At 66.9% G+C, this 12515-nt stretch carries 7 protein-coding genes; 5 read left to right on the top strand and 2 right to left on the bottom strand.

The window, feature by feature from the left end:
* Positions 1-4: 4 nt before the first annotated feature.
* A complete protein-coding gene (locus tag ACOYYX_RS36650) occupies positions 5-832 on the bottom strand; it encodes a DUF1559 domain-containing protein (RefSeq protein ID WP_422927601.1) in 828 nt (275 codons plus the stop codon).
* A 359-nt stretch (positions 833-1191) separates the two neighbouring features.
* On the opposite strand from ACOYYX_RS36650, the gene ACOYYX_RS36645 reads away from it, so the two are divergent.
* From ACOYYX_RS36645 to ACOYYX_RS36635, 3 genes are read left to right on the top strand one after another with little or no spacing between them, the layout of a single operon-like run.
* Positions 1192-2187: a glycosyltransferase family 9 protein gene (locus tag ACOYYX_RS36645; protein WP_422931711.1), complete on the top strand. Its 996-nt coding sequence runs from the start codon at positions 1192-1194 to the stop codon at positions 2185-2187.
* Positions 2188-2209: 22 nt separating this feature from the next.
* Positions 2210-3073, top strand: coding sequence for a hypothetical protein (locus ACOYYX_RS36640; protein WP_422927600.1), 864 nt, complete (start codon positions 2210-2212; stop codon positions 3071-3073).
* The gene (locus tag ACOYYX_RS36635) at positions 3063-4175 is read left to right on the top strand and encodes a class I SAM-dependent methyltransferase (protein ID WP_422927599.1); all 1113 of its coding nucleotides are present in this window, start codon (positions 3063-3065) and stop codon (positions 4173-4175) included. The genes ACOYYX_RS36640 and ACOYYX_RS36635 overlap by 11 nt, the downstream gene beginning before the upstream one ends.
* A gap of 374 nt (positions 4176-4549) precedes the next feature.
* Here ACOYYX_RS36635 and ACOYYX_RS36630 read toward each other — a convergent pair whose 3' ends face one another.
* Positions 4550-9433 carry a protein kinase domain-containing protein gene (locus ACOYYX_RS36630; protein WP_422927598.1) on the bottom strand — a complete coding sequence of 1628 codons (4884 nt, stop codon included), beginning with the start codon at positions 9431-9433 and terminating at the stop codon, positions 4550-4552.
* A 362-nt stretch (positions 9434-9795) separates the two neighbouring features.
* On the opposite strand from ACOYYX_RS36630, the gene ACOYYX_RS36625 reads away from it, so the two are divergent.
* Together ACOYYX_RS36625 and ACOYYX_RS36620 are read left to right on the top strand one after the other, a co-directional pair.
* Positions 9796-10119 carry a MazG nucleotide pyrophosphohydrolase domain-containing protein gene (locus ACOYYX_RS36625; RefSeq protein WP_422927597.1) on the top strand — a complete coding sequence of 108 codons (324 nt, stop codon included), beginning with the start codon at positions 9796-9798 and terminating at the stop codon, positions 10117-10119.
* Positions 10120-10175: 56 nt separating this feature from the next.
* Positions 10176-12476 (top strand): hypothetical protein, encoded by a 2301-nt coding sequence (locus ACOYYX_RS36620; protein WP_422927596.1) that lies wholly within the window; start codon positions 10176-10178, stop codon positions 12474-12476.
* The last annotated feature ends 39 nt before the right edge of the window (positions 12477-12515 follow it).

Here is a 12515-nt window from a genome sequence, read left to right as displayed (position 1 = left end):
TCGCTCACTCCTTCGAAGGCACCGGGATCGTCTCTCGGCCGGCGATGGTCGAGTGGCTTTCGAAGACCCTGGGGTCGATCGTCTCGCGGAGGAAACGGACGGATCCATCGGCGAAGGCGACCATGACGCCTCCGCGATGAAGGCCCCCGAATTGCCCCCCTTTCCCGAGGTAAGGCGGGCGGTCTTCGTCGAGGCCCCGGAGAGTGGGAAGGCCCCCGGCGGTCCAGCCTCCTTGCGTGCGTGCCGTCTCGACCACGGCCATCGTGGCGGATAGGCCATCCTTGATGTCCGACTGCCGGGTGATCCGGTCGTATCCGAAGACCCCGGCCCTGCGATGGCCCGAGGGTAACTCGGGCGAATCCTCGCCGAGGCCGCCGATCCCGATGTAGTTCGTGGCGTTCAGCGTGCCCAGGTTCTCGAGGTCGCGATCGACCGGGCAGACGAGGACCGGGAACGTGCGGAGGTGATCCTCGAATCGGACGTGGCCAGGCCCGCCGACCGCGACGGGGACGTCGAGGTTTACGCGGTCATCCCAGGATTTGGCCGGGTCGATTTGCAGCTCGATCCCCGCGCCCAGCATGCTGATCTGCCCGAGCTGCACCATCCAGCTCAGCCGCCTCTCGGGGGGGAGTGCCGGATTCGGGATTGTTCCCGATGGGTAATACCCTCGGTTCGTGCTCGCGTACAACGTGAGCGCCAGGCCCAACTGCTGGAGGTTCTTGCGGCAGCGCGACTGGTTCACCCGCTCCATCACGGCCCCGCCGCCGACGAGCAGGATCACAACCAACGCCACCCCGACCAGCCATCGCACCAGGATTCGAGGTTTCCACATCTCCACACGTCCCCCATCGCCGCTGCTCGATCCGCCCGTCCGCGGGACGACCCGTGTTGATTCTTCGAGTGTTCTGATTTCTGTTATTATCAATCGACGTCTTGATTGATATGCTGTCCATTGCGACATGCCTCGGCTTCGTTCAAGCCTCGTCGATGCGTCCGACGAGACACCTGGACCCCTGGAGTCGTCCTTCCTCTCCGGTGACCATCGGGCCCGTGGCCGTCGCGAACCCCTCTCTCTACGAATCGCATCGGAATCGAATCGGATCCCAACAGGCGACTTTGTCCCGTCAGCGTGAGGATTTCAAGCCCCGACGTCGCGGTTGAATCCTCCGACCCTCGAATGTCTCGGTGAGCATGCCACACGACCTGATCCTCCGCTGCGACCTCAGCCCGGGCGACGTGGTGATGATGACGGCCGCGGTGCGCGACCTCCACCTCGCGTACCCGGGTCAGTTCCGGACGGACGTGCGTACGACCGCCCCGGCCCTCTGGGAGAACAACCCCTTCATCACCCCACTCTCGGAAGACGCGCCGGGGGTGGAAATCATCGAGATGAAGTATGAATTGATTCATGAGAGCAACGAGGGGCCATATCACTTCATCTTCGGCTACGTACGCCACCTCGAGGAGGTGCTGGGCCTCCGGATCCCCGTGACGAAGTTCAAGGGGGATCTGCACATCTCCGACCGCGAGAAGTCGTGGATGAGCCAGATCGAGGAGGCGCCGATCGGCTGGACCCGCGACTTCTGGATCATCATCGCCGGGGGCAAATACGACTTCACGGCGAAGTGGTGGGACCCCTCGCGCTATCAGGCCGTCGTCGACCACTTCGCCGGCCGGATCCAGTTCGTCCAGTGCGGCGAGGTGGACCACTGGCATCCCAAGCTCCAGCGTGTGATCGACCTCGTGGGCCGGACCGACATCCGCCAGTTCGTGAGGCTGATGTATCACGCGGTCGGGGTCGTCTGCCCTGTGACGTTCGCGATGCACCTCGCGGCGGCCGTCGAGGTCAGGCCGGGCCGGCCCAAGAACCGGGCCTGCGTCGTCGTGGCGGGCGGTCGCGAGCCGTCGACCTGGGAGAAGTACGGCCACCACCGCTTCCTCGAGACCAACGGTGCGTTGCTCTGCTGCGACAACGGCGGCTGCTGGAAGTCGCGCTGCCAGACCGTCGGTGACGGCGACGAGAAGGACGACCCCTCGCACCTCTGCCTCCTGCCCGTGCCGGTCGCGCCGGAGCTCGTGATCCCGAGGTGTATGGATATGATCACGGCGAACGACGTCATCCGCTCCATCGAGCTCTACTACGAGGGGGGCGCCCTCCGCGACCTGAACGACCGACGCTGGGATTGATCCTCCGAGGGACCGAAGCCCCATGACCATGACGCGGACGAGCGATGACTTTCGGATCCTGACCGCGGCCGGGGGCTACTCCGTCGCCGACCTGATCGAGCGGGCGCAATCCCTTTTTTCGGGCACCCCTTCGGTCGGTGTGGTGATCGGCACGTATGCGGCCGTGCCCTACATCCACCTGCAACTCGAGGCTCGCAGGCGGTTCTACCCGCAGATCCCCCTGCTTGTCCACGACGACGCCAGTGCCGAGGGGGGGGGCCTCGCCCGCCTCTGCGCGGAATATGGCTGCGAGTTCGAGCGGAACGAGTTTCGGCTGCCCCCCTGCATCGGCGACGTCTCGGCGTTCCTGGGGGGCCTGCTCTGGGCGAGGAGCGAGGGGCTCGACCTCCTCGTCAAGATGTCGCGCAGGTTCCTGCCGCTCGAGGGCTGGGTCTCGGGGCTCCAGGGCCTCGCGACTGAGTCGCAGTACGCCACGTATTGCAGCCACACCGAGAGCTTCGGCTTCGGGTTCCGCTCGGAGTGCGTCGGGATGGCCGTGCGCGAGTGGTTCGCCCACCGGCTCCATCATGACCTGGCGGTGGTTGCCCTGGAGCCCGGGGAGCCGTTCGTCGAGGGCCTGATCCACGACTTCGCCCGGAGGCTCGCTCGCTTCCGCTGCGAGCGGGCCCGTCGCTGGGATGAAGAGCAAGGCCCTCGCCCTTCGGATCGCGACGGCTACGCCCCGTGGCCGTTCATGGGGACGGATCGCTGTGTGCGGTATCCGCAATTCCTCTGGCACGACTCCGCGACGCCCGAGGATTATCACAGGGTGGCGGTTTCCTGGGGCCTCGACTACAGCCTCGACGACTTCCAGGATCCGAATCAAGGGGCCGGCAATGGGACCTGAGCCCTCGCGGCCGATCCTCGGCGCCTACCACGTCGCCCTCTTCCCCCCCTGGCGGGAGGTCGTCGAGGCCCAGTGCGGCCGGATTCGCGAGTCGGGTCTGCTGGATAAGTCCTCGCGGATCCTGGTCGGGGTCGTCGGCGACCCTCGGGAAGATCTGGAGCCGATCGTCCGCTGGCTGGGGCCTCGCGCCGAGGTCCGGCACCTGGGCCCGCTGTCGGCCTACGAGTTCCCGACGCTGCAGTGGCTCCACGACGAGGCCAAGGCCGGTCCGGAGGACCTCGCGTGCTGGTACATGCATACTAAGGCGATCTCGCATGGGATCGAGGCGGGTCGCAGGCAGCGGGCGGGGATGGAGGCCCTCATCCTCGACAACCACGCGACATGCCTGGGCCTGCTCGACACTCATGACGCTTGCGGGCCCGACTGGACCCGCACCGGATTCGGCCGGGTTCAGCCGCATTTCGCCGGCAATTTCTGGTGGGCGAATGCCCGGTACCTCGGCAGGCTCCCGCCGCCGATGACCTTGCCGCTCGAAGACCGCTATCAGGCGGAGTTCTGGATCGGCCTGGAGCCGGAGATTCGGGCCTTCGGGCTTGTCCTCCCCGCCGACCCGTTCTCGAAGCCGAGCGCCTGGGTCGGGCTCGAGGCGAAGTATCGCGACCTCGTGGGGCCGATCGGCCCGGTGCGTCGGGTCGTCGACCTGGGGGTCGACTACGGGTTCTCGACCTTCCACTTCGCCAGAGATTTCCCGGATGCAGAGATCTTGGGGGTCGACCTGTTCACGCTCCACGACGATGCGGAGGCCTGGGTCAGGAGCCACCTACACCACTTCCCCAACGTCCGGATCCTGAAGGAGCCCACGACCACCGTCGGCCTCCGTTTTCGCGAGCCTGTGGACTTGCTGCACATCGACGCAGACCACGCCTTTGAATCGGTTGTCCGCGATTTCTCTGCCTGGCTCCATGTCGTCAGGCTCGGCGGGTGCGTCCTCTTCCACGACATCGAGTCCTTCCCTCAGGTCCGCGCCTTCTTCGACGGCCTGGGGGGCGTGAAGCGGGAGATCCTCGAGCATCATGGCCTGGGTTGCTGGGTCAAGTCCTGAGGCCTCGGGGGCCGGGAGAGGGGCTTGCCGGGGTGCATGAAAGGGTGTGACTCGGGTCGAAGCCGGGGATTCTTCGCTTGCACGTCGAAGTTTCATGCATGATAATTGTCAAGGATCATAAAGGGCAGCCAATTCTTTTTTTTCAAATCTATGTAAGGATGCATATTGATGGCATCGTCAAGCTCGTCCTCTCGCAGTTCATCGAGCTTCCAGGGGCACTCGTCGAACGGGGGCGGTACCACTGGCGACATCGTCCATAATCCTCCCCCAGTCGTCGAACAAGTGCGGCCAGAGCCCAGCGGGTCCAGCAAGTCGAATTCGACCGCCTGACGGGACGTCCTCGGGATCGGTGATCGCGTCACAATGCAACGCGGTCATGAATCGGGGAGCGGGCGGCTCCGTGCCAGGCGGAACCCGAACGGGCCTGACCTAACACCAGGGTGTTCGTGATAACGCCTGGCCGATCGCGCATTCCTGGGATGGGTGGCCACCTGCGTGCCGCGGATCATACGCTTCGTCTCGTGCGTGACGGGAGTTTGGTCCTCGGTAAGGATGACCTCAACCCCTGCCGCCGGGAGATTCATCTCGTCCGTGTTCTCCAGGCACCACTCGGTCGTGTTCCCCTGGATATCGAAGAGGCCGAATTCATTCGGCAGGAACGAGCCAACCGGCCGGAACTTTTCATCCGAGTTCAGGAAGTTATTGGCATAGGTGGAGAGCAGTTCGGTCGCCTCCCCGAAGAATCGGCTCGAGACCGTTCCGCCCCGGCAGGCGAACTCCCACTCGGCCTCGCTCGGCAGCCGATAGCCGGTCCGGCGCAGGTAGTCCGGCTCGAGCTTCAAGCCCGACTGGTAGGCATTCTCGGTTGGGGGGACGTACGGCCATTCCTTCGTCGGCATTCCCTCTTTTTCATTCAGCCAGTTGCAATAGCGAAGCGCGTCGAACCAGGAGACGCGGGTGATCGGGTGATCTGGGGGAGCCTCCATCGCCTTGGCGAAAGTCTCGCGGAGTTCGGCGTTCCTCTCATCCTCGAGGAACGCGCGGAATTCCCGGACGGTGACCTCGGTCGCCCCGATGTCATATGCATGCGTGATCAACACCGGATGCTGATCCTCCCCGTCGACCCTCCCCTGTTCGTCGGGCGGCGAGCCCATCTGGAACCGGACGGGAGACGGGATGTGGATCATGGTCGCTCGCTGCGAGTTGATCAGCCACTCTCGATGGTCGTCGGGGCGTTTCCCCGCCAACCTGGCGTTGATCGCCGTCAGGTCCTCGCCGAAGCCCCATCTCTTGAGCAGGATCGTCGAGGCCCCGTGGATGGATCGTTCCGGGGCGTTCTCGTACAGGTCCAGGAGGATCGGCCGGAGCCTGTCCTTGAAGCCGGCGGGGAGATCCCGATCGCTGTACTCGGCGAGCGCCTCGATCAGGGCCGATTTCGTCGATATCTCGGCCTCGATGAGCAACTTCTCGGCGAGGACCCCGGGGTCGACCCCGAGCCTGGCGAAGTCCTTGATCAGGAAGCTGCGGAGTTGAGGTCTTGGGGTTGCCTTGAGGAGCGGCCAGACCTCCTCGGTCCGGCCGAGCCGCATGAGAGCGGCGGCGAGATTCGACGCATGCTTGGCATCGAGGACCGAGACCTCGGCCCGGCCCGGCTGGGTCGCCTGGGCGAGCAATGGCTTGAGCTCCTTGATGGCCGGGTCGGGCTGCTCCTGCAACTTCGCGAAAAGGACGGGGAATTCGACCGGATGGGCGCTCTGGATTAGGTCGGCGATGAGGCCGGGCCGATTGCCCGCGTAGTCGGCCAGGATTTCGGCGTTCCTGGCCCGCTCGGCCTCGAGGCCGGGTGTCTGGTCGTGGAAGAGTTCCGTGAGCCTGGGGAGGATTCGATCCTTGATCGGCCGCAGGGCCTCGACCCAGTGCGGCACGTGGAGCGAGGGCTGCTCCGTCAGTTGCTCCGCGGTGATGGCGGCCTGAGCCTCCCATAAGGGATTGCGCGAGTCGAAGGTCGCCAGGGCCGCGGCGGCATGGAGTCGCCTTTGGGGAGCTTGCGCCGGGGCCCGGCAGACTTCCCAGAGGCGAGGGGTTACGCGTTCCTTGACCTGGTACAACGCGTCTCGGATCACGGGGAACGATTCGGGATCGCACTCGAGGAGATGGTCGAAGAGCGGCCCCGTCTGCTCCGCATCGACGGGCAGCAGCGCGATCCTTGCGTGGAGCTTCTGCGAAGGATTCGCTTCGCCAGAGACTACATCCCTCAGGAGGTGATCGAAGCGGCGTCGGTCCTTACCGATCTCGGCGGCGATCTCGAGGACTCTCGGCATCTTGGCGTCGATCAGGCTCCGCACTAGTGCTCTGGCCTGGGCGTTTTCGTGTTCCTCGGCGAGCCGGTCGAAGAATCGGGCCCCCGCGAGGCCGACCAGGAACACGCCGACCGCGACGCCTCCCGCGCGGAGGAGATGGTGGCGATTCGCGACGCGCATCATCGCCGCCTCGGCGTCGGACCAGCGGCGCTTCGTGGTGGCGGCGAGGATCTCGCACCACTCCAGGAACGAGGGGAGCTGCTTCGTCTCGGGCTTGGCGTTCCAGAGCCCGGCCCGCTCCTCGAGGCGAAGCTCGACCCGCCCGCGCCAGGTCTCCTTCCGCTTGCGGGTGAGCCACTCGCGGATCGGGGGGACGAGGTAGTCGTGAGTGAGCTGATAATACCGGGGCATCGGCGGTTCGGCGGCCGACGAAGGGGCCTGGGCCTCTCCTATCTCTGCGGCCTCGGCCGGGCTCTCGGGGACGATCGGGGTGAGCAGCCGGGTCTGGCTGTCGAGGATGCGCATCAGGGCCTCGAAGTCGTCAGGTGCCCCGCGGTAGCCGGAGGCCTCCAGGATCGCCTCGCGTGACCGCATGTGCCCCTTGATGTCGGCCCCGGCCTCGGGCAGGAGCGAGCCCAGCACCGCTCGCGCCGCGACCTGATGATGCTGGTGCTCGGGAGGGGCCGAGGCGGTCGCGAACGTCTCCTCGAGGAATGTGACGCCGACTCCCACGGCGCCTCCGAGCTTCCTGAGCGTCTCGGTCCCCCAGGGCTTCCCCTTGATCATCTCGGCGAAGAGCGCGAGGCGGACGGGGATCACCTTCCCCTCCTGCGCCAGGGCCTCGACCGCGCGATCCAGGAATCGACGCTGGTCGGTGGTGAACTCCGAGGATCGCGCGGGGACCGTGCCGAAGGCCTGCCCGAAGGCGATGAGGACCCTGCGGGCGTGGGGGATCGAGAAGAGGTCGACGGCCGCCGCGTTGTGCCCGTCGACCACCTTCACCTCGAGCTCGCGCATCAGGCGGCTGGAGGCCATCCAGAAGTCGTCGCGGACCATGATGAGGGCCTGGAGCCGCCCGCCGTCGCACTGGCGGAGGGCCCGGGTCAACTCCCCGGCCTGATCAGCACGCCGTGCGTGAAGCCACTGCTCGAACTGGTCGAGGACCAGGAGCAGCTTCGACCGCCGGAGCAGGGCCGAGCCCCTGCGGATGGCCGCCAGGCTCTCGGCGAGCCCGAGGCTTGGGTCGAGGGTGGGAAACCGGCGCCGGAGGCGTTCGAGGAGCCGATCCTCGAGGTCGTCGCCCGTCGCCTCGAAGTAGATCTTGACGACCTGCGGGGCCAGCCTTGGGAGGAGCCCCGCCTTGACCAGGGACGACTTGCCGCACCCGGAGGGGCCGTAGATCAGGCCGACGGGGAACGTGTTCTCGGCCTCGGGTTCCTCGATCTTGTTCTTCCAGAAGCGGATGGCCTCGGAGAGTCCGTCGCGATCCCGGGGGCCGGGCAGGAGCTGCAGGAACGCGGTTGCGTCGCTTTCGTCGAAGGCCCTGAGACCCCTGGGGATCACGGGCGCCCGCCACTCGGACTCGTTCGAGGATTCGAAGACCCCTCGCGTGGGGACCCCGCCACTCCCTCCCGCTCCCGGCCTGGGCGGGACGGCCGGCGTCGGCGACGGCTCCTCGAGGAAGTGATAGAGGTCGTCGGCGAAGTCCTTGGCGGTCGCGTAGCGATCCGAGACGCGCTTGGCCAGGCAGCGGAGGCAGATCCGTTCCAACTCCCTGGGGATCGTCTCATCGAACTGACGCGGCGGGGTCGGGTCGAGCGTGGCGATGCGCTCCATGATGACCTCGCGGCGCCCGTAGCCGAACGGGTGCCGTCCCGTGATCAACTCGTAGAGGACGACCCCCAGGCTGAAGATGTCGGTCCGGCCGTCGACCCGGTGCCCTTCCCCCCTCGCCTGCTCGGGGCTCATGTAGGCGGGGGTCCCGGCGTTGACGTTCCCCTTGCCGACGTCGTCCTCGCGCAGGGCCAGGCCGAAGTCGACGAGGTGGGCACGCCCCTCGCCGTCGATGAGGATGTTGCTCGGCTTGACGTCGCGGTGCGCCAGCCCTCGCTGGTGGGCGTGTTCCAGGGCCGAGGCGATCTCGGCGACCAGGCGGCCGACCCTGTCGAAGTCCCCGGCCAATCGCTCCCCTTCGGCCGAGAGGCTGCTCCCCTCGATCAGCTTGGAGACCACGAAGCAGGCCCCGTCCTCGGGGCGGCCGACGTCGTAGACGGGGACGATGTTGGGGTGGTCGAGGCTCGCCAGGATCCGGGCCTCGTCCAGGTACTGCTCCACGTCCTCGGGCCGCGAGACCCGATGCGGGTGCGGGACCTTGACCGCCACCGAGCGGTCGAGGATCTCATCCTGGGCGAGGTAGACCCGGCCGAACCCGCCCACTCCCAGGATGCCGGAGACCCGGTAGCGGCCGATCAACTCGGGCGACCGACTTAGGGCGGGCCTGGGGGGCGTCGGCACCTTCAGCGAGGCCGTCGCCTCGGTCGACTGGAGCGGGTGTTGGGTCATGCCCGACCGCTCGGCGATCGTCGTGAAGTCCCCGAGGATCGCCGCCCGTTTCCCGTCCCCATCCGGCCGGTCCTCCCCCTCGAGGCCACGCGAGGTGGGGTTCAGCACGTATCGCCGTCGCGCGTCTTCCTCGGCGGCGATGATCGTGGCACGGACCGTCGCCTCGTCGGCCGCCTCCCCGAGTGCCTCGAAATAGATCTCCGAGGCGAACGGGTCGCCCTGCTCCCAGCGGAACTGCTGGTCGGCCAGGATCCAGGCGAGCTTCTCCGAGATCCCCGCCTCGGTGTGGTCCCGGAAGTAATCCAGGAGGACCTGCGGGTCGTCGCTCACCGGCCAGGGGACGGAAAAGTGTTCCTCGGTCCGAGGGTCGGGCTTTTCCCCCTCTGGTCCAGCCATCGCCAATTTCCCCCGGGTCTTGAACGGGCCCATGAGCGAAGAGGAGGAAATCTTTTTCTCATCTTTCGCGGCGAGTTGCAACTCTCAAAAGGGCTGAGCCCTGCCAACGCATCGGCCCGAGGAGACGTCGACAACCTTCCTTCCTGCCGGCCTCGAGACGTTCCGAATGCGGGCGAAAACGCCGGGATTCCTGGGGATCTGGGCCCGACCAGCGGCCGGCGGGGCGTCGCGCATCGGCCATCGACTTCATGGGCGAAATGGGCCGATTGCGCCCGCCCCGATTTCGGTGATTTGCGAACCTCGCGTTCACATGCGGCGAGGGTTTGCAAACGGGCGAGGGACTCTTGTAAGATTCTAGGTCCATGAGCGAACTACCGGCAGCAGGTTTGACGATCCGGGCCCTGCAAGGCCTGATCCAACGAATGTACGGGGCGAAGGATGAGGCTCGAGGAGACGCGGCCACGTTCCTGTGGCTGACCGAGGAGTTCGGCGAGCTCGCCACGGCCCTGAGGTCGGGCACGGACGAGGAACTGGCCTTCGAGATGGCCGATGTCCTGGCCTGGCTCGTCACGCTGGCGAACGTCCGGGGGATCGACCTCGAGGCGGCCGTGGCCCGGAAATATGGAGCCTCGTGTCCCGGATGTCATACCTCGCCCTGCGTCTGCGACCCGTCCGAAAAGCCCTGATCGACGACCTATCGACCGACTTCTCGATGGGATTGGCTCACCTAGGAATGTGCACCATGCAACCTCGTCTGAGACGTTGGCCGTTCGCGGTGGTCGGGGCGCTCGTCTTGGCCCTGACCGGGGCGGTCTCCGCCGCACCCCCCAAGCCTCCCATCGAGGTTGAGAACCTGCGCGTCGGGTACTCGAACAAAGACCAGAACAACCTGTTCAAGGTGGGCGCGTGGACCCCCGTCTGGGTCCAGCTCCGCGCGGGGGACCAGCGGTTCACCGGCGTCATGGAGCTGACCGTGCCCGACGACGACGGCACGCCGACCCTGGTGCAGCAGCCCATCGACGTCGGGGCCGGCGAGAGCCAGCGATTCACCGTCTACGCCAGGCCCGGCTCGAACGACCCCGATTTCGGCATCCGCCTGATCGACGCCTCCCGCAAGGTCCGCCCCATCACGGTCGTGGGCTCCAACGTGGCGAAGTTCGACCCGCTCCGGTCGGATGACAGCCTTGTGCTCGTCCTGGGCAAGCCGCAGGGGGTGGACATGGTCCCCGCCCTGCCCGGCTTCGCCGACAAGAACATGGGGGGCCAGGTCGCCGTGGCCCGGGTCGAGGCGGCCGAAGGGCTCATGCCCGGACGCTGGCAGGGCTTCGACGGCGCCCGTGCGATCGTGCTCGATACCGACGACCGCGAGGTCATGGCCACCCTCGACAACCTCCGCGGCCGCGCCCTGGCCGACTGGGTGAGCCGGGGCGGGCACCTCGTCGTCTCCGTCGGCTCGAACTGGCAGCAGGTGCGCGACAGCGTCATCGGCCCCTTGCTCCCGGCGGTCCCGAGCGGCCAGGAACGGGTCAACGACCTCAACGGCATCGAGACCTTCACCGCGGGCGCGACCAAGCCGATCACCCCGGCCGGCACCCCGCCGGTCATGGTCACGAAGTTCGAGTCGATCGAGTCGCGAGGCGGCAAGGTCCTCGGCTCGACCCTCGGCGTCCCCCTGATCATCCGGGGCACGCACGGGTTCGGGCGGGTCACATTGATCGGCGTCGACGTCGACCAGAAGCCGTTCTCGAGCTGGGAAGACCGGGCCCTCTTCTGGGTGCGGGCCCTCGACCTTCGCCGCCAGGGGAATGAGTCGGCGAACGGCACGGTGACGGCCACCGCCCCCTCGCGCAGGATCTACCAGGCGTCGGACACTGACCTCTCCACCGAGCTCCGACGCGGCCTCGAGCAGTTCAAGGGGATCAAGCTGATCTCCTTCGGCTGGGTCGCCTTCTTCATCTTCCTCTACATCCTCCTGATCGGCCCGGGCGACTACCTCTTCCTCAAGAAGGTCGTCAAGCGGATGGAGCTGACCTGGATCACGTTCCCGGTCATCGTCCTCACCGTGAGCCTGCTCGCCTACTACGCGGCCTACGTCGTGAAGGGGAGCGACCTGCGGGTCAACAAGGTCGACATCATCGACGTCCTCCAGGGGCCCGGCCCCGACAACGCCGTCCCCTCGGGCGGCCTGATCCGGGGGACCTCGTTCGTCGACATCTTCAGCCCGCAGAATCGCGACTACGGCGTCTCGGTCGTCCCCCTGCCGGTCGACCAGGACGCCCCCAAGGGGGATGCCGCCCCGAGCAAGGCCCCGGCGGGGACCGAGACGGTGCTCTCCTGGTTCGGCGTGCCGCAACCGGGCTTCGGCGGGATGGGGAACAGCCGGCAGATCGGGTTCTCGAGCGGCGGATACGCCTACTCGCCCCCAGGCTCGGCCGAGTCGCTCACCGACGTCCGCGTGGCGATCTGGAGCACCAAGTGCCTGATGGCCCGCTGGTTCGGCCCCGGGCCGAGCACCCCGCTCTTCGACGTCGACCTCAAGCCGGTCGGCTCCGATCGCCTCGAGGGGACGATCACCAACCGCTCGGGGATGACCCTCGAGGACACCATCCTGGCGTTCAACAAGCAGGTTTACATCCTGAACAAGATCGCCCCCGGGGCGACGGTCCAGGTCGAGCTGGCGAACGACCGACAGCTCTCCGGCCATCTCCAGGCCCAGCCGGTCCGCGAGGGGAACGTCCAGGCCTGGAACACCGAGGCGCCGATCCTCCGGGCGAACCTCATGCTCCAGCTCATGTTCCACGACAGCGCCGCCTCGAGCGCGACGACGGCCGAGAACCCGACGAGCAGCAACCCCCTCCACACCCTCGACCTCACGGGCGTGCTCAACCTCGACCGGCCGATGCTCGTGGCCCGCATCGATCGGCCGACCTCCCGGCTCCTGATCGACAACGCGCCGAGCGAGCCGAAGGTCGATCAGACCACCCTGCTCCGCGTCCTCCTGCCGCTGAAGAAGCCCGGGGACGAGGCGTCGAAGGGGAACTGACCCGGGGGCACCCGGGTCGAGAATCACGCGTAGAATCGA

Origin of the sequence: Singulisphaera chitinilytica (genome assembly GCF_049331405.1) — a bacterium.
Lineage (GTDB): Bacteria > Planctomycetota > Planctomycetia > Isosphaerales > Isosphaeraceae > PoT.
The sequence above is the reverse complement of the archived record's forward strand: the minus strand, read 5'-3'. Positions and strand labels throughout refer to the sequence as shown.

Coding starts and splice junctions, on each gene's coding strand:
- ACOYYX_RS36645 (WP_422931711.1), top strand. CDS start 1,192: ATGCCACACGACCTGATCCTCCGCTGCGACCTCAGCCCGGGCGACGTG.
- ACOYYX_RS36630 (WP_422927598.1), bottom strand. CDS start 9,433: ATGGCTGGACCAGAGGGGGAAAAGCCCGACCCTCGGACCGAGGAACAC.
- ACOYYX_RS36640 (WP_422927600.1), top strand. CDS start 2,210: ATGACCATGACGCGGACGAGCGATGACTTTCGGATCCTGACCGCGGCC.
- ACOYYX_RS36650 (WP_422927601.1), bottom strand. CDS start 832: ATGTGGAAACCTCGAATCCTGGTGCGATGGCTGGTCGGGGTGGCGTTG.
- ACOYYX_RS36625 (WP_422927597.1), top strand. CDS start 9,796: ATGAGCGAACTACCGGCAGCAGGTTTGACGATCCGGGCCCTGCAAGGC.
- ACOYYX_RS36635 (WP_422927599.1), top strand. CDS start 3,063: ATGGGACCTGAGCCCTCGCGGCCGATCCTCGGCGCCTACCACGTCGCC.
- ACOYYX_RS36620 (WP_422927596.1), top strand. CDS start 10,176: ATGCAACCTCGTCTGAGACGTTGGCCGTTCGCGGTGGTCGGGGCGCTC.